Origin of the sequence: Serratia bockelmannii, assembly GCF_008011855.1 — a bacterium.
GTDB lineage: Bacteria > Pseudomonadota > Gammaproteobacteria > Enterobacterales > Enterobacteriaceae > Serratia > Serratia bockelmannii.
Genome location: NZ_VOUX01000033.1, coordinates 97102 through 119224, shown reverse-complemented (window position 1 = coordinate 119224; position 22123 = coordinate 97102). Strand labels below are relative to the sequence as shown.

General features: G+C 58.2%; 23 protein-coding genes. 7 read left to right on the top strand and 16 right to left on the bottom strand.

The features are described 5' to 3' along the window. Positions 1-13: 13 nt before the first annotated feature. Entirely contained in the window at positions 14-463 is a 450-nt protein-coding gene (locus tag FOT55_RS17140; protein WP_147823777.1) for a MarR family winged helix-turn-helix transcriptional regulator, read from the bottom strand. 251 nt (positions 464-714) lie between these two features. On the opposite strand from FOT55_RS17140, the gene FOT55_RS17135 reads away from it, so the two are divergent. Then, positions 715-1914, top strand: coding sequence for a multidrug efflux MFS transporter (locus tag FOT55_RS17135; protein WP_004940721.1), 1200 nt, complete (start codon positions 715-717; stop codon positions 1912-1914). Between the two features lie 171 nt (positions 1915-2085). On the opposite strand, the gene FOT55_RS17130 is transcribed toward FOT55_RS17135, so the two are convergent. The 4 genes from FOT55_RS17130 to FOT55_RS17115 form a co-directional block, all read right to left on the bottom strand. Further along, complete coding sequence (locus FOT55_RS17130; RefSeq protein ID WP_025302780.1) at positions 2086-2577, bottom strand: nuclear transport factor 2 family protein; 492 nt, start codon at positions 2575-2577, stop codon at positions 2086-2088. A 9-nt stretch (positions 2578-2586) separates the two neighbouring features. Continuing rightward, entirely contained in the window at positions 2587-3039 is a 453-nt protein-coding gene (locus FOT55_RS17125) for a MoaF-related domain-containing protein (RefSeq protein ID WP_028127408.1), read from the bottom strand. Between the two features lie 310 nt (positions 3040-3349). Continuing rightward, positions 3350-3784 carry a VOC family protein gene (locus FOT55_RS17120; protein ID WP_147823776.1) on the bottom strand — a complete coding sequence of 145 codons (435 nt, stop codon included), beginning with the start codon at positions 3782-3784 and terminating at the stop codon, positions 3350-3352. Between the two features lie 17 nt (positions 3785-3801). Further along, positions 3802-4671, bottom strand: a complete 870-nt coding sequence (locus FOT55_RS17115; RefSeq protein ID WP_060433021.1) for a helix-turn-helix domain-containing protein — start codon at positions 4669-4671, stop codon at positions 3802-3804. A gap of 181 nt (positions 4672-4852) precedes the next feature. Here FOT55_RS17115 and FOT55_RS17110 point away from each other — a divergent pair, with 181 nt between their 5' ends. Next, positions 4853-5770, top strand: coding sequence for a DMT family transporter (locus tag FOT55_RS17110; RefSeq protein ID WP_147823775.1), 918 nt, complete (start codon positions 4853-4855; stop codon positions 5768-5770). Positions 5771-5824: 54 nt separating this feature from the next. Then, on the top strand, positions 5825-6721 hold the full coding sequence (locus tag FOT55_RS17105; protein WP_147823774.1) for a PhzF family phenazine biosynthesis protein: 897 nt from the start codon (positions 5825-5827) through the stop codon (positions 6719-6721). A 47-nt stretch (positions 6722-6768) separates the two neighbouring features. On the opposite strand, the gene FOT55_RS17100 is transcribed toward FOT55_RS17105, so the two are convergent. The 7 genes from FOT55_RS17100 to FOT55_RS17065 form a co-directional block, all read right to left on the bottom strand. Beyond that, positions 6769-7299, bottom strand: a complete 531-nt coding sequence (locus FOT55_RS17100) for a hypothetical protein (protein ID WP_147823773.1) — start codon at positions 7297-7299, stop codon at positions 6769-6771. Positions 7300-7310: 11 nt separating this feature from the next. Then, positions 7311-8066 carry a macro domain-containing protein gene (locus tag FOT55_RS17095; RefSeq protein WP_147823772.1) on the bottom strand — a complete coding sequence of 252 codons (756 nt, stop codon included), beginning with the start codon at positions 8064-8066 and terminating at the stop codon, positions 7311-7313. An 86-nt stretch (positions 8067-8152) separates the two neighbouring features. Then, on the bottom strand, positions 8153-8554 hold the full coding sequence (locus tag FOT55_RS17090; protein WP_230201383.1) for a hypothetical protein: 402 nt from the start codon (positions 8552-8554) through the stop codon (positions 8153-8155). Between the two features lie 611 nt (positions 8555-9165). Then, entirely contained in the window at positions 9166-9543 is a 378-nt protein-coding gene (locus tag FOT55_RS17080) for a hypothetical protein (protein ID WP_147823771.1), read from the bottom strand. Between the two features lie 209 nt (positions 9544-9752). After that, positions 9753-10082: a hypothetical protein gene (locus FOT55_RS17075; protein WP_230201382.1), complete on the bottom strand. Its 330-nt coding sequence runs from the start codon at positions 10080-10082 to the stop codon at positions 9753-9755. Beyond that, positions 10075-14331 carry an RHS repeat-associated core domain-containing protein gene (locus tag FOT55_RS17070; RefSeq protein WP_147823770.1) on the bottom strand — a complete coding sequence of 1419 codons (4257 nt, stop codon included), beginning with the start codon at positions 14329-14331 and terminating at the stop codon, positions 10075-10077. The genes FOT55_RS17075 and FOT55_RS17070 overlap by 8 nt, the downstream gene beginning before the upstream one ends. Before the next feature lie 31 nt (positions 14332-14362). Beyond that, on the bottom strand, positions 14363-14794 hold the full coding sequence (locus FOT55_RS17065) for a DcrB-related protein (protein WP_049207056.1): 432 nt from the start codon (positions 14792-14794) through the stop codon (positions 14363-14365). Positions 14795-15027: 233 nt separating this feature from the next. On the opposite strand from FOT55_RS17065, the gene FOT55_RS17060 reads away from it, so the two are divergent. Together FOT55_RS17060 and FOT55_RS17055 are read left to right on the top strand one after the other, a co-directional pair. Beyond that, on the top strand, positions 15028-16032 hold the full coding sequence (locus tag FOT55_RS17060; RefSeq protein WP_060433014.1) for an alpha/beta fold hydrolase: 1005 nt from the start codon (positions 15028-15030) through the stop codon (positions 16030-16032). Between the two features lie 69 nt (positions 16033-16101). After that, the gene (locus tag FOT55_RS17055; RefSeq protein ID WP_147823769.1) at positions 16102-16752 is read left to right on the top strand and encodes a dihydrofolate reductase family protein; all 651 of its coding nucleotides are present in this window, start codon (positions 16102-16104) and stop codon (positions 16750-16752) included. A gap of 41 nt (positions 16753-16793) precedes the next feature. Here FOT55_RS17055 and FOT55_RS17050 read toward each other — a convergent pair whose 3' ends face one another. Beyond that, a complete protein-coding gene (locus FOT55_RS17050) occupies positions 16794-18410 on the bottom strand; it encodes a serralysin family metalloprotease (RefSeq protein ID WP_147823768.1) in 1617 nt (538 codons plus the stop codon). Between the two features lie 411 nt (positions 18411-18821). On the opposite strand from FOT55_RS17050, the gene FOT55_RS17045 reads away from it, so the two are divergent. Next, positions 18822-19175: a protease inhibitor Inh/omp19 family protein gene (locus tag FOT55_RS17045; protein ID WP_016927814.1), complete on the top strand. Its 354-nt coding sequence runs from the start codon at positions 18822-18824 to the stop codon at positions 19173-19175. Between the two features lie 4 nt (positions 19176-19179). On the opposite strand, the gene FOT55_RS17040 is transcribed toward FOT55_RS17045, so the two are convergent. Together FOT55_RS17040 and FOT55_RS17035 are read right to left on the bottom strand one after the other, a co-directional pair. Next, positions 19180-19701 (bottom strand): chromate transporter, encoded by a 522-nt coding sequence (locus tag FOT55_RS17040; protein WP_028127817.1) that lies wholly within the window; start codon positions 19699-19701, stop codon positions 19180-19182. Then, a complete protein-coding gene (locus FOT55_RS17035; RefSeq protein WP_127145882.1) occupies positions 19698-20264 on the bottom strand; it encodes a chromate transporter in 567 nt (188 codons plus the stop codon). Before FOT55_RS17035 ends, FOT55_RS17040 begins: the two co-directional genes overlap by 4 nt. 103 nt (positions 20265-20367) lie before the next feature. On the opposite strand from FOT55_RS17035, the gene FOT55_RS17030 reads away from it, so the two are divergent. Then, positions 20368-21282, top strand: coding sequence for a LysR family transcriptional regulator (locus FOT55_RS17030; RefSeq protein WP_043143219.1), 915 nt, complete (start codon positions 20368-20370; stop codon positions 21280-21282). Here FOT55_RS17030 and licT read toward each other — a convergent pair. Beyond that, positions 21267-22109 (bottom strand): BglG family transcription antiterminator LicT, encoded by an 843-nt coding sequence (licT, locus tag FOT55_RS17025; RefSeq protein WP_043143221.1) that lies wholly within the window; start codon positions 22107-22109, stop codon positions 21267-21269. The two genes, FOT55_RS17030 and licT, sit on opposite strands and share 16 nt — an antisense overlap. Positions 22110-22123: the final 14 nt, after the last annotated feature.

The following is a 22123-nucleotide window of genomic DNA, read 5'->3' as shown; positions in this document are numbered from 1 at the left end:
GGCCGCCCAGCGATTATTCCGCGTCCGTTGACGGCGCCGCCGCCAGCCGCGCCATCAACGCCCCCGCCTCAACCAACAGCGCCTGTTCTTGCTCCGTTAAACAGCTCTCCATCGCCGCCAGCAGCCACGCCTCACGCCGGCTGCGGCTTTGCTCCAGCAGGCCCAGCCCGGCGGACGTCAGGCGCACCCGCACCCGGCGTTTGTCTTCGGCATCCGGCGTGCGCACCAGCAGCCCGTCGGCCTCCAGCTCACGCAACGCGGCCGCCAGGTTAGAGGAACGCATGCGCTCCGATTCCGCCAGCAGCGACGGCGTCGCCTCGCCGCCGTGGCGATCGATAGCCCCCAACAGCATCAGCTGGGCCCAGGATTTTTCGTCGCTGCGCGACTCGCGCCGCAAACGGCGCACCAGCGACATTAACTGCGTGCGCAGCAGCGACACGTCTTCAGGGTGATCTTTTTTCATTGGCATCAATCTAGCGTTCAGTTTATCCCTGCTTTCACACCGCCGGATCGCGCGGTGCCCTTCCTGGCTACCGCGCCGCTCTGGCTTAACCTAGTTACCTATGATAATATAGCTATTAATATATAGCAAAAAAGACACTGCATCGGCAGGGTTACGTTTGCTCACGCATTTGCTCCTCGCCGATTAATTTGCAGTGTTATTATTATTTTGCTTAATAAATCCCTCCTTATTCAACGTGGTACGGTAAGCCGATGGAAGCGTGGAAAGTCAATCTGATCTCGGTCTGGCTCGGGTGTTTCTTCACCGGGCTGGCGATGAGCCAAATCCTCCCTTTTCTGCCGCTGTACGTCGAACAGCTCGGCGTCAGCGATCACCAATCCCTCAGCCTGTGGTCCGGGCTGGTGTTCAGCGGCACCTTTTTGGTCTCGGCGGTGGTCTCGCCGCTGTGGGGCAGCCTGGCCGACCGCAAAGGCCGCAAGCTGATGCTGCTGCGCGCCTCGCTGGGCATGGCGATCGTCATCGCGCTGCAGGGGCTGGCCACCAACGTCTGGCAGCTGTTCGCGCTGCGCGCCCTGATGGGGCTGACGTCCGGCTATATTCCCAACGCCATGGCGCTGGTCGCCTCGCAGGCGCCGCGCGATAAAAGCGGCTGGGCGCTGGGCACGCTCTCTACCGGGCAGATCTCCGGCGTGATCGCCGGGCCGCTGTTGGGCGGGCTGATGGCCGACCATCTGGGGCTGCGGGTGGTATTTTTCGTCACCGCCGGGCTGATGTTCGTCAGCTTCCTGGTGACGCTGTTCCTGATTAAAGAGCGGCGCATCACGGTGAAAAAAGCGGATCAGCTGAGCGGCAAGGCGGTATTCCGTTCGCTGCCCTATCCGACGCTGATCGTCACCCTGTTCGTTTGTACCCTGATGATCCAGCTGGCTAACTCGTCCATCAGCCCGATCCTGACGCTGTTCATTCGCGAGCTGTCGGGCGACGTCAGCAATATCGCCTTTGTCAGCGGCATGATCGCCGCCGTGCCCGGCATTGCGGCGCTGATCTCGGCGCCACGCCTCGGGCGGCTCGGCGATCGCATCGGCACCGCGCGCATCCTGATCGCCGCGCTGCTGTTCACCACCGGCCTGTTCGCCGTGATGGCCTGGGTCAATACGCCGCTGCAGCTGGGCATTCTGCGCTTCCTGCTGGGTTTTGCCGACGGCGCGCTGATGCCGGCGGTGCAGGCGCTGCTGCTGAAGTATTCCTCCGATCAGGTGACCGGGCGCATCTTCGGCTATAACCAATCCTTCATGTACCTGGGGAACGTGGTTGGCCCGCTGCTGGGATCGGGCATTTCGGCGATGATGGGGTTCCGTTGGGTGTTCGCCGTCACGGCAGTCTTGGTGCTTTGCAATGCGCTGCAGCTGCGTCATCAGTTCAAAAAAGTGGAAAATCAACGTGCGGGATAACGGGAAATGCGGGGAAACGCCTCAAGCAGTGGCGGGACAATGACGCCCATCAACCGTACCACCACTGCCAAAGGCGGCCGTAGCCTACTCGACGCGGCGGTCATTTAATATTTATGTAAGTAAATAAAGTGTTGCAGGCGCGTAGAGGGCCGCCGCAGCGGCCCTTGTGGCTCAGAACATGGTATTGTCGTTAGCCGATTTTTCCGGCACATCCTGATTGACGTCCCAATGCTCGGTGATTTTCCCCTGATCGTTCACCCGATAAATATCCACGCTGGCGGTGCCGCGATCCTGCGGGTTATTTTGGTATTTGACGTGAACGTAGACCAGATCGCCGTTGACCGCGCTGCGGTATATTTTGGCGCTGTATTGCGGATTGTCTTTGAAGGTCTGGCTGAAGAAATCGAGGAACGGCTTGATGCCGTCGCCGACGAACGGGTTATGCTGCTTGTAGTTTTCCACAATCAGCCTCTGCGCCACGCCGATGTCGTGGCGGTTGAAGAAGCCCGCGTACAGATCTTCCACCACCTTCAGCTTTTGCTGGGCATGATGATAGCCGCCCTTGCCGGCCGACTTTTGCGACGCCGCCTGATCCGTTGACAACGCCGGGTAACTCGCCAGCAAGCCGCCGACGATCGCACAGGCGATCAATGCCTTTTTCATAACTGCTCCTTAGTTTCCTGAGTGACCTACGATTTTCAGCTGCCCTTTCAGATGGGTGAAGCTGCCGTCCTTGGCGGCGATGTTGGTGTACACCTCGCCGCGCTCAAAGTCCTCGATATGCGTCACGTTGTCGCCGGACTGCGGTTCGTGCCAATAAACCATGTAAACCTTCGGCCGAATCTCCACTGCGGTGTACTGCACCGTATCGGTGATGCCCTGCGACGCCTCGCCGATACCGGTGAAGGTCATGGTCTTGTCATCGGTAAAATCCAGCTTGAAGGCGAAATCGCCGAAGGTCACCTGCACCACTTTACCGACCGCAATAAACTGCCCGTGTTTTTCCGTCATCGTCGCCGCCTTACTGTTTGTCAGGGAGGGTTGCGCCGCCATAGCGGCAGGCAATGCCAGGGGGAAAGTCAGGGCTATCGCCAACGCGATGCCCGTTCGTTTCACTGTTTTCATCGTTCCTTCTCCTTTCCGTGGTTGAAAACGAGAATCATTATTATTTCTTAAGCATTGATGGAAATATAAGAATAATCTCTATTCCCATCAGGCACCTGGCGACAAAAAAAGACGAGGGAAAATCGCCGTAAAATGGCATGGCAATAGCGCGTTCTGGCCCTTGGTTTTTACGCAATAAACGGGATTACTGCTTTCAGGGAAGGAAACAACTCGGGGATTCGATAGGTCTATAGCGCAGATCGCTTTAAGCTAATGCGTATTTGTTCTTAGGCCGCCCGCCGCTGCGAAACGGCGGCGAACGGCACGGCGTTTAACGCAACCAGGGCGTGTAGGTGACGCCAACCAGCAGTCCTTCCGGGCTGAGCAACCGAGTAACGCTTTGCCCCCACGGCTCTTCGCGGTTGGCGACCAACAGCCGATAACCGCGATCGACCAGCCTCTGGGTGGCTACCGCCATGTCGGCCACGTCAAACTCGATCCATGCCTGCGGCACTGCGAGATCCGCCGGCCAGCGATCGCCGCCAAAACAGGACTGCGCCGCCTGCGCCAGCGGCCACAGGGCAAAATGCTTCACCCCGTCCAGCGCGCCTTGCTCCGACAGCAGATAGGTTTCGTTGCCCAGCATCGGCTTGAGCGGCAGCCCCAGCGCCTCGACATAAAACGCCTTGCTCTCGTCGCTCTCACGCGTGATGGGCCCGAATCCGGCGACAAACAACACGCCCAGCCCGGCAAATTGTTGATCCATGCTGCACTCCCTTTCGGTTAGCGCCCCTGCCGCACCTGCAGCGGAGCAAATCCATAGGCCGCCTTGAAGCGGTTGCTGAAATGGCTGGCGGAACTGAAGCCGCACGCCAGCGCGATCTCGGTGATCGGCTGTTGGCTATGCCGCAACAGCTGTTCCGCCCGCTGCAGCCGGGCGCGCATCACGAACTGGTGCGGCGCCAGGCCGGTGGCGTGCTTGAACATGCGGGCGAAATGGTATTCGCTCAACCCGGCCTGCGCCGCCAGATCCGCCAACAGCAAAGGCCGATCGAGGTGGTTTTCGATATATTCCCGCACCCGCCGGGCTACCGCAGGCGCCAGGCCGCCGCGCACCGGCGGCAGCTTCCACTGCAGCTGGCTGTAACGCTGGATCAGGTGTGACATCAGCAGGTTCGACGCGCTGCTGAGCGCCAGCAGATTGGCGCTGTCTTGCCAATCGCAGTTGAGCAAAAACTGGCGGTACAGCAGCGTGATCTGCGGATCTTCGCCGAAGCTGCGCGGCTCCACGTTGATCGCCGCCGGGCTGCGATCCCAGGTTTGCTCCGCCAGCTGCCGCAGATGCCCATCGGTGCAATACAGGTGCACGAACGACAGATCGCTGCGCACATCCCAGGTGGAGGCGTATTGGCGCGGCATGATGCAGAACCGATCCGGCCCGCCGCCGTTGCGCCAGCCGCCCGGCACCTGCTGGTAGCACTCATAGCCGTCGGCGACGTACAGGCTCAGGGTATGGTGGTCGGCGCTTTCCTGCGTGACGCGATCGTTGCAGTTGGACCAGGCCGCCAGCTCCACGCCGGTGCCCAGCAGCACGCTGCCGTGCAGCCGCGCCTTGTGCTCACGCAGTGTTTCAAACGCCTGATAGTTGGACATCGCCGGCCCCGTTGTTCGACATGCCGACAGTGTAAAGAGTGACGCCGCGGCATGCCAGCCGCCGCGGCGCGCTTTTGGCAAAAAAAGCGCAAGAATATGCAACTGGGCGCAAAGCGCTGCAAGCGCCGCCGCGCGCCAAAGCGGATACTGCGCCATCGGTTTTTTCGGAGTAACAAATAGAATGAATGCGCTGTTGTACCTCGCCGTGGTGCTGATTTGGGGCACCACCTGGATTGCGATCACCCTGCAACAGGAAGGCCCGGTGGCCATTCCCGTCTCAATCGCTTACCGCTTCGCCATTTCCGCCGCGGTGATGTTCGCCGTGCTGTTGTTAACGCGCCGCCTGCGCCGTCTCGCCCCGCGCGATCATCTGTTCTGCGTGCTGCAGGGCTGCTGCGTGTTCGGCTTCAACTTCTTCTGCTTTTACCACGCGGCGGCTTACATCAGCAGCGGGCTGGAATCGGTGATCTTCTCGATGGCGGTGCTGTTCAACGCCCTCAACAGCCTGCTGTTCTTCCGCCAGCGCCCCAGCCCCAACCTGCTGCCGGCGGCGCTGCTGGGGTTGACCGGCATCGTGGCGCTGTTCTGGCAAGATCTGGCCGCCACCCGCATGGCGCCGGAGCTGCTTAAAGGCATCGGCCTGAGCGCGCTCGGCACCTACGGCTTCTCGCTGGGCAATATGATCAGCGCGCGCCATCAGCGCCGCGGGCTGGATATCTTTTCCACTAACACCTACGCCATGACCTACGGCGCGATGCTGATGGCGCTGATCGCCCTGGCACAGGGCGCGTCGTTCCAGATGGAATACAGCAGCCGCTATATCGGCTCCCTGCTGTACCTGGCGATCTTCGGATCGGTGATCGCCTTCGCCGCCTACTTCAGCCTGCTCGGCCGCATCGGCGCCGGCGCGGCGGCCTACAGCACCCTGCTGTTCCCGCTGGTGGCACTGACCATCTCAACGATCTACGAAGGCTATCAGTGGCACTTCAACGCCGTGCTGGGCCTGTGCCTGATCCTGCTGGGCAACCTGGTGATGTTCGCCAAGCCGGGGCTGAAGTGGCGACGGGCAGATATCTCAAAACAAAACTCAACCCTTTGAAGCCATTGGCGAATATCGTTATCATCAGGTTTTGTTGATAACGGATGATGGCCAATGCTCAGAAGTGATGATGTGGCACCCCGCGCCTACAAACAGGTGGACGTTTTCACCGCCACGCCGCTGCTCGGCAATCCTGTGGCGGTGGTGCTGGAAGCCGAAGGGCTGAACGACGCGCAGATGCTGGCATTGGCCCGTTGGACCAACCTTTCGGAAACCACCTTCGTGCTTAAACCGACGCACCCGGCGGCGGATTATAAGATGCGCATCTTCACTACCGAAAAGGAGCTGCCCTTCGCCGGCCACCCGACGCTGGGCACCGCACACGCCCTGCTGGAAGCCGGATTGGCGCCTAAACGCCCCGGAACGGTGATGCAGGAATGCGGCGTCGGCCTGGTGGCGGTCAATATCCTGCCGGACGGCACATTGGCGTTCGCCGCGCCCGAAGTTGAGTTCCGCCCAATGGCGGCCGAGGAAACCGAACGGTTGACGGCCGCTTTACGGCCTGCAGTGATTGCAGCAGGCACCCCGCCGGTGATTGCCGAGATGGGCATTCGCTGGCTGATGGTGCGCCTGCCGGACGCGCAGTCTTGCCTGGCGGTAACGCCGGATCAGGCCACGATTAAACAGCTGCAAACCGCGTGTGATGTGGATGGCGTGGTGATCTATGGCGCCTGCTCCGCAACCGAACCGGCCGATTACGAAATGCGCGCGTTTATGGTGGAATGCGGTGTTTTGATTGAAGATCCGGTGACCGGCAGCGCCAACGCCTGCCTGGCGCGCTTGCTGCAAACCAGCCGCTTCCCCGACGGCGGCCAGACCGCACAGGGCTACCAGGTGCGCCAGGGCACCCAACTGAATCGAGATGGCCGCGTGAGCGTGCGCTTTATTGACGGCGAACCCTGGATCGGCGGGCACTGCCGCACCCTGATTGATGGCACATTGGGTATTTAGTTTGGGGGAGGAATAAGAGGATGGTGAGCATCTTTTGGGAACGTCAATTAGCAACTCTCAAAGTCTATGTTTAGCTGTTCTTCATTACATAGGTCAACAAACTGCTGAGAGACAATTATCCTTTCACAATAGATGCTATCCCTAGCAATAAAGAACTCCCTGTCACACTTGTAAGCAGGCACATCAATGAGCTTGCTTCCATCCCCAAGCTCTCTGAACGTCGAGGCTTCCTCATCAATAATTGAAAAATAATTATTCACTTTACACAGAAGCATCGTTTCAGTTACGTTTTCTACCGCACATTCATAGAATAACATTTCAGACGAAACCTTGCGTTCAAATACAGCCTTAGCTTTTTTTGAAAAAATTGGAATTCCGAGACTGGCAGGAAAATAGTCATGCAAATTAAAAATGTCGCTACTCAAAGCGCTTGGCACTTTCCCTTTTGGCAGTGAGTAGGATAGGAACTTACCATCACCTTCATTCCAAATAAAAAAGCTGGACAATCTTGATTTCGGATCGGGAAAACAAATCAAGTTATCGCCAAATGTAAAGCTACTGAAAGTATAGAAGTTCATGTCACTCTCACTCAACCTAATTTAACGATGTTGCATTTTATTCTCTTTCTTGCCAAGCACTCTTTAATTAGAGAAAAAATAGCATCCCAATCACCACCTCCCAATCCTGCACCAATCATAGGAAATTGTATACTAAGCCTTTCTTTTAATGCATAATCAGAAACCAGACTCAGGTATTCTTTCAGTGCTTCATATGAAACATACTGAGCATTATCATCTTTACTTTTCTTTAGTCCATCCTGAGCCAACATATTTGCAACATATATCCGCTCGTTTCCGTTCACACAGATGAATTGTACATTCCCGAGAAAAAAATCCTTTTTTTCAGAGAACCACTTTAAATATCCTTCCTTTACTGCTGGATAGCGTTTTGATAGAGGAACAACAAAGCCTTTTCCCCACTTACCCTTATTATTCACAATATGAATGATCATTTTAGATTTTGACAAAGGAATAGACGCATCACCATAACTAAAACTGACATAATTATTCAAAACATCAGGGGTGATTGTCTTATCCCATTCATTTTCAAATTCAAGACTAGTTATCAACTTTGACTCAGAAAGATCAAGCTCACTTTTCTTACCATCATAAAGTAAAAAACCTATATCTTCGTGCCAATCTTCCAAAGATGAGGATGAATAATACAAATCATTTATTATAGTTATTTGTCTTGTTGCAACATCGCCATTAAACTCAGTATAGATCCTCCCCTCGCCAGAAATGAGTTCACATGTGCCTTTATAATAATTCTTATCGGATTCCACAGTTTTTCCTCCTCCCACGGAAAATAGAATAAGTCATTTCCAACAGTTAATTAGCATTTTATTTAACAATCTCCAAATCCTTTAAGCTATGAAATAAGAAAGCCGAAAAAATTATTTGGTTCTAAAGTCAATAACCGCTCATCGTCACCCTCCTTATATTCTAAGAAAACCCCTGAGAACGGAACGTCACTATGATTTACTCCAACTATCCTAACCTCTTGCTCAGTTTTAAATGATTGAGAATAAATTGACATCATGGAAAATTGATCATCCTCATCCACCTCAAACCACGGAGCGATGTTTTCAACCAGATGTGAGTTAACAACCCCATCATCATTGATGTAAAGTTCAAATATAGCTTCATCTGATATAAAGTAAATCCTGTCATACATCGGGTGAAAAACCGGCGGCGTATCCGAGCCTATGTAGCCAGTGACAACTATATCACTCACCCCAAATTTAATTACATGCCCACTAAACTTACTCATATATTCCATAAGCTAACGCCAGAATGAAAAATCAGATACGAAAATTTCGTTTATTATCAGACCACTAGGAATATGATTTATCGCATCGGAAATCTCATCATATGGGGATGGGAGGATAAACGAAACACCAAAATCATCATTAATAATGATGGAGCCATTGTATATTTTCTGCGACATCGTCAGCTTTATTATATCTATCACACTCATTCCGGGAAATATGATTCCATTGTAGCCCCTTGATAATGAGCATTACATCCAAGTGACAAAATGACACCGTCTTTATCAGTTACGATGGTCAAGGTATTGTCGACTGTATATGACTTTCGATCACTCCCGTCAGGTAGGAAGTGGTTTTTAATCTTAACACTAAATCTGGAGTGCATCTCATTAATATATAGTGAAATATTTTCATTTAGAACGACATTCCCTATGGAAACACCCGACACAATCCTCGCGTTAAAATCAATCATGTTAGACACCGTAATATTAAATGATTTATCAATGTGTACGGATGGATATTTCAAAATTATCAAACCTGCTCTTTTAGATACTTTTCATTCTAGACATTCAGAACCGACTGAGAATTGTCGGCTCTAGCAACATCACTTATTTTAATCATTAAAAACTAGAGTGTTTCTCTCAAGATTGTGATCTTTTATATAACTATCTTCCCATTCAAAATAATCATTCGGTGCTGTACGAGGAAAACCCTTCTCAAAATATCTATCACCATGTGACATTACCATACCCCAATAATATTCATCCTCATGACCTAACATACAGGCCTCCATGAAATTCTTGGGTGGTGTTGTAAACATAGGCGTATTGTTAATTATGTAACTTGCTTCCTCTTCACTTTTTCTTCCATAAAAAACAATCACTCCATAAATAATATGGACCCAAGAATAAAAATTCATAATGACACTTTCATTTTTACTAGATTCATTCAAAAATACCAGATTGTCAATTAATCTATTATTTTCAAACATATTAATAATTACCCACCTAGATTATACACCGTGTCACTTACTTCCAATAACGCACTAATCCGATCAATGTAACACCAGAAAATATTCGCCGAACAGTCGCCGTTGTCACATCACTCCTGCGACAACCGACGGTGCTGCCACAGGAGGCTTATAAACTCTTCGAACTATGTGGTTAGTAAGAGAGAGTATTACCCTCCTATTAAGATACTTTATCTTGGTTTAAATGGATGAAGACATTGTTTAAAGACTTCCCTCATAGTCTCGTCACTCATTTTATTTAAAGAATCATGTTGATATTTATTAATTTTGTTCATTACTGCAATCTCATTGTCCGGGTTTTGTATGTCATAAAATTTTCGCTCAAACTCTCCAAGATAATCAATAGCAATCAACTTATCAAAGAAACTATTGATTGCATAACTACCAGCATACTCTAATGATTCAACATCATCACAAGAAAACTTAACATACATTATAAGCTTCTTCAGTGCACTAATTTCAGCCTGAGTAACAATTATTTTCTTTTCATTTTCATCCACCACAGCTCCCCCTTGCCTTAATCTGATTAAAGGTTAATTTACTTCTCGTTTCATAATTCATTTTAGATACTATGGAATAAGGATTCCCCCCAGAGTAAAGGACATCTTTTAACTTCAACCTTCCATTATGAATGTATTCAAGGGCAGATGACTGTTTTATGTTACTCATTTGCACAGGATCTGCTTTAAAGATAATAGCATAATCACCTCTTCCTACATGCTTAGGATCATTAATAAGAATGTCCCGCATGACATCGTTAGGTGACATAAGTATATCTGTTATATAAACCTTCCCCTTGGCATTAGCCTCGAGAACTCCTGTTTTCATTATACTCTCAAAACCGCTTTTATCCGTATAATGTATAAAGACACTTTCACCACTCAACCCCAGCGGATCCACCCACATCAGCGGGTTCGGCGCATACTGATAAAGGTTCAATCCGCCGCGCAGCCCTATCGGATCCTGCGTGGTGAAACGCCCCACCTCGGGTTCGTAGTAGCGGAACAGGTTGTAGTGCAGGCCGCTTTCGTCGTCCTGATATTGCCCGGCGTAGCGCAGCGGCTGCTGATATTGCGCGCCCTGCCGCTTCGCCGCGCCGGCCACCGTCTGGCCCTGCAGCTTGCCGAAGGTGTCGTACTGCCCGGACCAGCACAGGTTGCCCGCCGCGTCGGTCACCTCCAGCGGCGCGCTGTTCAGATCGGTGTGATACCAGTAAATATCCGCCGAGCGGCTGTCGCCTGCCTGCTCCAGCGCCGCCAGCGGGCTCCACGGGCTGGCCGGATCGTAGCTCCAGCTGCGGCGGCTGCCGTCGTCGCGCTGCTCCTGCAGCAACCGATAACCCTGCCACAGGAAACGGGTCGTCTGTTCGGTTTTGCCCTTGTAACGCACCGCCTTGCGGCTGCGGCGGCCCAGCGCGTCGTAATGATACTGCGCTTCGAACTCGCCCTGCGGGCCGCGGCCGTGCGCCTGCACCAGCCGGTTGTCGGCGTCGTAGCGGTAGTGCTGTTCGTACAGGCCGTTGCGCCGGCTGATCAGGTTGCCCCAGGCGTCGTAACGGTAAAACAGTTTTTGCCAGTGCGTCAGGCGGTTGTCGGCAATCGGCGCCAGCGGCAGGTGCGCGTCGATGTCGCTCTGCGGGCTGCGCTCGCCCAGCAGGTTATCCGCCAAATCGTACACCAGCCGCGAGCCCGGTTTGCCCTGATTGGGCTCACGGTGTTGCAGCAGGCGGCCTTCGGCGTCGTAACCGTAGTGCACTTCGCCGCGCAGCGCGTCGCTCACCCCGGCCAGCTCGCCGCGGCCGGTGTAGCGATAAGCGCGCCACAGCACGCCGTCTTCCGGCCGGGTCAGTTTGTCGTGGCCGAAGGCGCTGCTCTGCCAGATGCGGCGGCCCAGGGCGTCGTAACGCCGCTGCTGCTGCAGCGCGCCCTGGCTGCGGCCGGTTTCCCGGTGCAGGCGATCGCGAGTGAATTCGCTCACCACCTGCTGGTTGAATTTAATGGCGCTGGCGTGGCCGGAACCGTAATACAACCACTGCAGGCGATCGCCCTGCGGCAGCGTCAGCGCCTGCAGGTTGGCCAGCGCATCCCACTGGTATTGCAGCTCGCCGTTCACGCCCTGCTCGCCGAGCAGCCGCCCGGCGGCGTCATAGCGCATCTGCACGCTGTCCGGCTCGATCCCCAACGCCACGCCGCTCGCCGTCGGCAGGCGGTTCAGCTCACGCAGCCGCCCCATGGCGTCGAAACGGTAATGCCATTCCGCACTGGCGTTACTGCGCCAGACCAGCTGCCCGGCCTCGTCGAAGCGGAAGCGCTGTTCGCGCTGAGTCAGCTCGCCCGCGCCGCCCGGCAGGCCGACCTCACGGTGCTCTTCCAGCAGCCCGGCCGCGCCGTAACGATAATAGTGGCGGGTGTCGTCCGGGCGTTCTTCGGCCAGCACGCGGCCCACCGCATCGTAGCTGAAGCGGTAGTCGCCGCCGTTGCCGTTCTCCAGCCGCGTCAGCCAGCCCTGCGGGCTGTAGTGATAGCGCCGGGTGCGGTTGATGCGGTCGGTGATGCTGACCGGCAACCCCAGGGCGTTGTACTGCCAGCGGGTCAGGCTGCCCAGCGCGTCCTGATGTTCGGCCAGCTGGCCGTGCGCATTCCAGTTAAAACGCTCTTCGCCGCCGTCCGGGTGGATCAGGGTGTGCAGGCGCCCGCCGTTATCCCATAGGTAGCGCGTCTGGTGGCCTTCGGCATCGGTCTGCGCCGTCAGTTGCCCCAGCGCATCGTAGGTATAAGCCGTGACGCTGCCGGAACAGTCGGTGTAGCGCGTCAGCTGGCCGCGGGCGTCCCACTCCAGCTTCACTTCCCCGCCCAGCGCGTCGATCACACTGGCCGGCAGGCTCTCTTCGTCATCCGGATAGCGGTACAGCGTGGCATTGCCCAGGGCATCGACATAACGCGTCGGGCGCCCCAGCGTGTCCCAGTGCTGCGCCTCGCTGCTGCCATCCGGGTACGCGACGGCGAACAGCCGGCCGCTGTTGCGCGAATATTGATAGCGCGTCACGCGGCCGAGCGGATCGGTCTCCGACAGCAGGCGGCCATAAGGATCCCATTCGCTCTGGCGCTGCGCGCCGCCGGGCAGCAGCACGCTGCACAGCTCGCCGCGTTGGTAGATAAAACCGTAGCGGCGCTGGTCGAAATCGGTGTACTGCGCCACGTTGTCGTCGTCATCCAGCCGCCACTCCGCGCGCTTGCTGTCGCCGCGCACCGCGCTGCGGCGCCCGCCGGCGAAGTCATAGCCGAACTCAAGGGATTCTCCGGCGCTGTTGCGATAGGCCGTCACGCGCGGCACGCCGTCGATCTCTTGCCATTGGTATTCGTTCAGCAGCCCGGCGGCGTCCTGGTGGCTGATCATCAGGCCGTCGCGCCAGCCAAAGCGGCGCGTTACCTCACCGGCGCGGTTGCTCACCGTCGTCAGTTGGCCCTGCTCATCGTAACCGTAGCGCGCCAGCGTCCGTTCGCCTTCGGCGGTTTGCAGCGCCACTTCGCGCAGGCGGCCCTGCGCATAGCGGCACATCAGGCGCTGCCCGGCGCTGTCCACCAGTTCGCTCAGCAGCCCCTCGTCGTCGTAAAACAGCGAGGTGGCGTTGCCGATGGCGTCGGTGATCATGCTGAGCCGGCTCGGCTGCTCGCCCGCCAGCGGCGGGTAGTGGAAAATCTGTTCGCCGACGTCAAACAGCTGCCAGCTGCCGTCATCGTTGTGCATCAGCCAGCATTTTTCGGCTTCGCAGTAAGTTTTGTGGCCGCGCGGCACCATAGGGAAAGCGACGAAGTCGCCGGAAGGCGCGCGCCACACCAGGCCGTCCTGATACGGCTGCAGGCTGCTCTCCCAGAACAGATTCCAGCCGCGGCCCAGTACGCTGTCGCCGGGGTTGCCGCTGCGCCAATAGCGCTGCCAGGCGACCGGCAGGCGCGATGGCAGCACGAAATCGAGATCGTCTTCGCCGTCGAGGAATTTCTGGCCGCTGACGATATCCACCGGCCGGGCGATAATGCCGACCGCGGCGGTCGCGGTCATCAGGGTGCCGGCGCGGCAGGCGATGCGCGCCAGTTTGTTGATGCCGGGCAGTTTGCCCAGCAGTTTGCCGAGCGCCCCCAACTTGCCGGCGGCGCCGCCCACGCCGCCCACCAGGCCGGCGAACAGCAGCGTCAGGTCAGAGACCTTATACAGCCAATCCGGCACTTCGGGCTTGATCGGCAAGGTGGTGACGGTGCCGCCGCCGATAAACACGTTGGGCGAACCTTCCATCACCTGCGCGTCGCAGTTGGTTTTGTCCCCCACGCGCGAGGCGGGCTGGCCGTTGATGCTGACCTTGTCGGAGCCCTGCGCCATCTGCATGCTCGGGCCGTCGTCGCTGCAGGCCACCTGGCTATTGGTGGCGAGCGCGGCGGGTTTGCCGTTGATGAAAACGTTGGGGGAACCGGTGACGATATTGCCTTTGGGGGTCAGGCTACCGGCACCGGCGTCGGCAATGCCGTCGCGCGCCGCGGTGGCCGCCTCCCCGGTGAGATACCCCACCGCCAGGCTGGCGCCGATAAGCAGCACGCCGACGCCGATACAGGAGGCCGCCAGGCCGGCGACGAACAGCGCCCCCGCCGCCACCGCGCCTGCGGCGGCGATCAGGCCGCCGACAAGGGTGCCGGCAATCATGCCGGCCAGGGCATGGGAATGCCCGATAATATCGCCGACGCGAGCCGCTTCGGTCATCGTAAGGTCCTTTTACGCAAAGAGTTCATCGTTAGGCCGCCCGGTAGCTGCTCAGCACCTGCTGCAGCAGCGCGTCGTCTTGTGGCGTCAGCTTGCGCGCCATCGCCAGGGTGAACACCAGCACCCGGCCTTCCGCCAGGGCGAACACCGCCTGGTTCTGCCAGATGCGTTTGCCGTCGCGCAGGTAGCTGGCGCGCACCCATTCACCGGCGGCCAGCCCATCGCCCAGCGTCGCCGGCTCGCGGCTTTTGAACGCCCAACCTTTCAGCCCCTGTGCCAGCGCATCGAGCTGGCGGGTGACGTAGCCTTCCAGGTTCTCCGCCGGCTGCAGCGCATCGCGGGAAATATTGACTGAGGGGGAAACATCATCGCCGGCCAACAGGACGTTGACCGTGCGATCGGCATAGCCTTCCGGCAAAGCGACGCTGCCTTCGCTGAAAGCGCAGCGGGATAAAGCGGACATGCGAGGATCCTTTTGCATAAATAATGCTTAAGCATCGCATAACTTAGCCTTGAAATAAAACCATCAGGCGCCGCCAATGTTGCGCGGCGTGACCGCGTTCACTGTGAAAAAGAGCGTTGCCCGGAATCTGGCCGGGAATCAAACCGTCATATACAGAATTATCTGAAACCACTGGCGCGCCGCCGCGCCGATTATGGCTATACTCGGCTCTCGTCCGTTTTCAGGAGATCAGGATGCTGAGATTCACCCGTAGTACGCTGCTGTGCGCCGCGCTGGCCGCGTTCAACGCCGGCGCCGCCGAAACGCCGACGTTCGGCCCTGAGCTGCAGGGCTTTCACTACCCCTACCCGTTGCAGCAGTTCAGCTTCACCTCGCAGGGGCAGCCGTTAAAAATGGGCTATATGGACGTGCCGCCGGAAGGCGCCGCCAACGGCCGCACCGCGCTGTTGCTGCACGGTAAAAACTTCTGCGCCGCCACCTGGCAGGACACCATCAAGGCGCTGAGCAAGGCCGGCTACCGCGTGATCGCGCCGGACCAAATCGGCTTTTGCTCCTCTACCAAGCCGGCGCATTACCAGTACAGCTTCCAGCAGCTGGCGCAAAATACCCACGGCCTGCTGCAGAACCTGAACATCAGCAAGGCCATCGTCATCGGCCACTCCACCGGCGGCATGCTGGCCACGCGCTACAGCCTGATGTATCCGCAGGCGGTGGAACGGCTGGTGATGGTCAACCCGATCGGCCTCGAGGACTGGAAGGCGAAAGGCGTGCCGTGGCGGAGCGTCGATCAATGGTTCGCGCGCGAGCTGAACACCACCGCCGAGGGCATCCGCAATTATGAGCAGCACACCTACTACGGTGGCCGCTGGAAGCCGGAGTACGATCGCTGGGTGGATATGCTGGCCGGGCTGAACAACGGGCCGGGCCACCGCCTGGTGGCGTGGAACTCGGCGCTGATCTACGACATGATCTTCACTCAGCCGGTGTATTACGAGTTCAAGGATCTGCAGACGCCCACCACGCTGATGATCGGCACCGCCGACACCACCGCCATCGGCAGCGATATCGCCCCGCCGGCAGTCAAGGCCAAAATCGGGCATTACGCGGTGCTGGGCAAACAGGCGGCGAAACTCATCCCGCACGCCACGCTGATCGAGTTCGCCGGGCTGGGCCATGCGCCGCAAATGGAGGAGCCGGCGCGCTTCCATCAGGCGTTGCTCAAGGCGCTGCAACCCTGAGCGGCCGGTTGGCGCAGCCGCCGCGCGGCGGCTAAACTTTCAGCTGGCACTCAATTGCAGGAGACAGCCATGCGACAGATTATTGCCAGCGCGTTCGTCAGCCTCGACGGCGTGATGCAGGCGCCCGGTGGGCAGGACGAAGACCGCAGCGGCGGCTTTCGCTTCGGCGGTTGGACCGCGCCGTATTGGGATGACGCCGTCGCGGAAACGATGAGCGATCTTTTCTCTGCGCCTTTCGATCTGCTGCTCGGGCGGCGCACCTACGATATCTTCGCCGGCTACTGGCCGCATATCACCGACGAGGCCGACCCGTTTTCCGCCGACATCGCCCGCGTGTTCAATCAGGCCACCAAGTACGTCGCCACCCACCACGGCGAGACGCTGGCGTGGGAGAACAGCCAGTGGCTGGGGCGAGACATCCTCGCCCGGCTGCGCGAGCTGAAGCGCACCCAGGGGCCGGTGCTGCTGGTGCAGGGCAGCAGCACGCTGATGCAACAGCTGCTGGCCAACGACCTGGTGGATGAACTGCGCTTGCTCACCTACCCGGTGCTGCTCGGCGGCGGCAAGCGGCTGTTCGATGACAACGCGGCGCCGGCGGCCTTCACGCTGACCCACTCGGTGGTCTCGCCCGGCGGCGTGATCGTGGCTCACTACCGCCGTTCCGGCGAGGTGACGACCGGTTCCTTCGTGGCGGAAAGCGCGGCGGCAGCCCAGCCGTAAAAAAAGGGCCGTTCGGCCCTTTTCTCTTCCCCTTCATCACCTCAGGCAAACAAGATATCGCTCTGCTCGACCTGCCCGACCACGTGGATCTTGAAGTCGGCGGCGTAGCTGTTGCTCTGGGTGTTCATCAGCAGATCGGTGGTGCCGTTGAAGGCGTCGAAGTTGAGCTGGATCTCGCCTTTCTGGCCGCTGAAGGCGCTGCCGCTGTCGATAAAGCGCAGCTCGCTCAGGCTGTTGTTGAAGCGCAGGCCGGAGAGATCGATCTTGTCGATGCCGTGCTCGAAGTCTTCAATCACGTCGAACGCCGCCACCGTGGACTCTCTGGCGTTGAGATAGACGAAATAGTCGGTGAAGTTATTGGTGTCTTTGCCGCCCCACAGATGATCCGCTCCCAGGCCGCCGTACAGGATATCGGAGCCGGCGTTGCCCGCCAGCAGGTTGTCCTGATCGTTGCCGATGATCACATCGCGCCCGCTGCCGCCGATGGCGTTCTCGATGATCGCCCCGCGCGCGATGGCGACGTTCTGCGTGCCGCCGCCGACGCTGGAGAACGCGCCGTCGTTCAGATTGATCATCTGCTGCTGGCTGTAGCCAGAGAAGTCCAGCGTGTCGTTGCCGCCGGCGTCCCACACCGCGAAGTTGACCGGTTTGCCGTTGTCCGCCGTGGCGGTCAGGAAATCGCGCCCGGTGTTGGAGTTGAAGCCGTACACCGTGTCGCCGGTGCGGGTGCTCATGTTGGCGCCGTACAATTTTTGGATCGCGGCGATGTCATCCACCATCGGGCCATAGCCATAGACCCCTTTGGTGTCGGCGCCGGTGTAACCGGCGTTGAAATAGCTCATGATCGAGTATTGCAACGAATCCTGATAATAGGCGGCATCGTTCTGGTAGCTCGGGTTGCCCAGCGACGCGTCATAAGATCCCGGGTGTGCCAGCCCCAGGGCATGCCCCAGCTCGTGGGTGAAGGTCTGGCTGCTGAAGTCACCGCTAACCGGCGCCTGATGGGTGGCAAAGTTCTTGTTGAACCACACCGTGCCCGCAAAGGCGTTATCGCTGCCCGGTTTGGCGCTCGGCGGGTAATAGGCGTACGCGTTGATGGCATTCGGGCCGCTGCCGGCGGCGGTGCTGCCGTCGGCGCGCTGGGTGAAGTAAGCGAAGGTGATGTCCGCGCGGTGGTTGATATCGGTGGACGCCGCCTCGGTAAAGGTCACGTTCGCCACGTCGGCCCACGCCTGCATCGATTTCAGCGCCTGAGCCTGCGCCGCCTGGGTCAATGGCTGCAGCCCCTTGTCGCCGTCACCGGTCTGGCCGATGCGGTTCAGCGCGCTCTGCGTCAGGAAGGAATAGGTCAGCGCGACCGGCTGGTGATACACCTGGTCGCCGTTGTGCGTCAGGCCCGGCCGCGTCAACTGATCGGCGGCGCGATCGAAGCTGAAGTTATCGCGGATTTTACCCAAATTATTAATCGCCGCCCCGCCGCGCTGGTTGCTGTACAGGTTAGCGTTGTCCAGCGTGAACAGCGCGCCGTAGCCCAATCCGTCATAGGGGCTGCCGGGCTGGTGATAGTAAAACTGATAGTTATGATCGTTGGGGGATGTGGCGGCCAGGCTGGTGAACTCATCGTCATCTTGCAAAATGTCGTTGTGGCGACTGCGCATTGTATTCTCCTTTTACACAATAGGAACCCACTCGCTTTGTAAGACTATTCATCAGTCGTTCTAATCTAAGCCAAGGCTTAGGAATGACCAGTATAGTGACTCACCCCGCTGGCGCGAGCCCACCCGGCCTGGCTTCACCGCGCCGGGCATAGAGATGGAGATACGCGTAACAATTTGTATTCTCACTATATTAATGAGAAAAATGAGCGCATTAACGGGTTAATTATTCGTCTTTTTGCGTATTTTATCACCGATCAGATCAGAATAATCGAGGATTAAAAAACCTAATCCTTCCCTCATCATCAAGATAGGTACGTGCTAAAGTGTGAACGGACAGTCGAAAGGAGTGACCCGATGCCAACCCATTTCCTTATGCGCGCTTTGCGCCGCGCCAGCCTGACAGGAGTCGTTATGAGCATATTGTGCAGCAGTGCCCTGGGCAGTTCACTGCCGTTGCTGGAACCCGCCGCGCTGAAGGGCGACTGGCAGCTCGCCGCCATCGGCGACGGTAAAACCGTCTGCGAGGTGCAGCTGAGCGACGAAGCGGTCGCCAACACCAACGCTTTCCGTTTCAGCGCCTCCGCCCAATGCCTGCAGCCGCTGGCGCTGCACGCGCTGCCGGTCGCCTGGCGGCCGACGCCGGACGGCATGACGCTGACCGACGCCGAAGGGAGCATGGTGGCGTTTCTGGCCCTGACCGCGCCGAAGCGCTATGAGCTGATCGACCGCAACGGCCCTTCGCGCTTTGTACTGATCCCGCGCTAACCCTTCAGGCGAACAGTAACCCGAGCAGCGCGCCGCCCGCCAGCACCCACAGCGGATGGAGGCGCTTGCTCATGCTCAACCCCGTCGCCAGCGCCACGATTGCCGCCAGCCGCCAGCTGGGCGCGGAAGCCTCGGCGATCAAGATACCGCTGGCCGCCACCAACCCCACGGTCAGCGGCACCAGTCCGGCCTGCACGATGCGGCGCCACGGGCGATCCTTAAAGCGCCGCCAGGCGCCCATCACCAATAGCGTAACGATGGAAGACGGCCCGAACTTGGCGATCGAAGACACTAACAGCCCCGCCCAGCCGGCGACGTGCCAGCCGACCAGCGGCACGATCATCATGTTCGGCCCCGGCGCGGCCTGCGCCATGGCGAACAGCGCGCTGAACTCCTGGGCGCTCATCCACTGATGCACCTCCACCACCTGCCGCTGCATTTCCGGCAGAATGGTCATGCCGCCGCCGAACGCCAATAAAGAAAGCTCGGTGAAAATCAGCGCCAACGCCATCAACACCCCGCTCATGACGGCCACCGCCACATCAGCAGAATGCTCAGCGGCGCCAGCACCAGCATGGTCGGCAACAGCGGCAGGCGCAGCCAGGCGATGGCGATCAGCGCCAGCGCGACGATCGCCAGCGCCGGCCATTTACCGCGCAGCGGCAGCAGCATCTTGAGCCCGGTCGACAGCAGCAGCCCGGCGGCGGCGGCGGCCAGCCCGGCGAACACATGCTGCACATGCGGATCGTTTTGGAAGCGGGCGTACACCACGCCCAGCCCCACCACGATCGCCGTCGGCGCGCTGATGAGGCCCAGCAAGGCGCACAGCGCGCCGCGCAGCCCGCGAAACTCCATGCCCACCGCCACCGACAGGTTGATCACATTGCCGCCGGGCAGGAACTGGCACAGACCGAGCAGCTCGGTAAACTGTTCGCCGCTCAGCCAGCGCCGGCGCTCCACCAGCATACTGCGCGCCATCGGCAGCACGCCGCCGAAGCCGATCAGCCCCAGCCAGAGAAAGCCCAAAAACAGCTCCGCATTACCCGGCGCTGCCGCCGGGTGCGGTTTTAACGTATTGATATCTGACATGACATTGCCGTTCCACATCGCTTGTTTTGATGTCTGGTATCATGCGCGCCGCCGTGCCATGATGTCTAATGCATTCCGGAGAAACTAACAATACCTTTGAGGTATGGCTATGATCGAACTGCGTCGCCTGCGGGCATTCGTCACCGTGGTGGAAGAAGGCAACATCACCCGCGCCGCCGAGCGGCTGTTTATCCAACAGCCGCCGCTGACCCGCCTGCTGCAGGGGCTGGAAGACGAACTGGGCGTAACCTTGTTGCAGCGCCTGCCGCGCGGCGTGCGCGTCACCGAAGCGGGGGGCGTGCTGTTTGAAGAGGCTCGCGCCCTGCTGGCGCGCGCCGAACGTCTGCGCGAAGCGGTACAGCGCGCCGCCCGCGGCGAGCAGGGCCACATCGCCATCGGTTTCACCAGTTCCGCCGCGCTGCATCCGTTCGTGCCCAACCTGCTGCGCCGCTACCGCGACATCCTGCCGGGTATCACCACCCAGTTGGAAGAAGCCGGCAGCGGCGAACTGATGGAGGCGTTGCTGGAACAGCGCCTCGACGCCGCCTTCGTGCGTTCGCCGGCCAACGGCATTCCCGGCCTGAGCGTCGAGCCGGTGCTCAGCGAGCCGATGATCGTCGCCCTGCCGCTGGGCCACCGGCTGGCGCAAGAAACGCAGCAGCCGCTGCCGCTGGCCGAACTGGCCCACGAGGCGTTTATTCTCTATCGCCGCCCGGCCGGCCAGGGGCTGTACGACGCCATCCTGGCCGCCTGCCACCGCGCCGGCTTCAGCCCGCGCATCGTGCAGGAAGCGCCACGCCTGCCGGCCACCCTCAGCCTGGTCGGCGCCGGGCTGGGGTTGTCAATCGTGCCCGGCTCGATGCGGCGGCTGGGCGGCGACGGCATTGTCTACCGCACCCTCGCCGAAGAAGCGCAGCTCAGCGCCCCGCTTTACCTGGCGCTGCGCCATAGCCCGGCCTCACCGATCGTCGAGCGCTTTCGCGAACTGGTCGCCGAGGCGGTTCAGGCCTCGGGCTGATCGGTGATGCGCGTCAGGTGGATCATCAAATACAGCAGCTCATCGTTCGACATCTCCATTTGCAGCAGATTCTTCACGTAATCGCGGATCAATAGCGCACCACGATAGGCATGCGGGTACTCGGCCATCATCTGGGCAAACAGAAAGTCGGCCTTCGAGGTCATCTGTTTGCCGTCGAGCATGCGCTGGATAAAGAACTGCATATGCACTAAAAAGCGCGCGTAGTTCAGCGAATCGGTGTCGATATTGAGGCGAAAGTGATACTTGATGATATTGAAAATATCTTTCAGCATCTTCACCGCCAGCAACGTGTGCTCCATGTTTTGCACTTCGGTCTGGCCGTTGACCAGGTGAAAGGCGATATTGCCCGCTTCCTCTTCAGGCAGTTGGATACTCAGCCGCTGGTTAATGTAGGCCAAGGCTTGCAGCCCCACCGCAAACTCTCGCGGGTAGAAACGCTTCACCTCGAACAGCAGGCGGTTTTGGATGGCGATACCCTTGTGATGACGTTCGATAGCAAAACTGACGTGATCCGCCAGCGTAAAGAAAATCTGTTCATTAATGTTGCCGTTCAGTTGGCGGTTGGCCTCACTGAGGATCATCTGCACAATTTCGATGTGTTCCGTCGGGGCAGTTTCAATCAGCCGCAGGTAATCGCGCCCCTTTTGCCCCTCCTGCACCACATACACTTTCTCAATGGCGGCCGGGTTGATCTCGTCTCCGGTTTTGCTGTTAAAACCAATTCCCTTGCCCATGACGATAACCTCACGGTTATCGTCGTCCGCGGTTAACACCAGACTGTTGTTGAGCACCTTAATGACTTTCATCGTCTCGGCCGTCA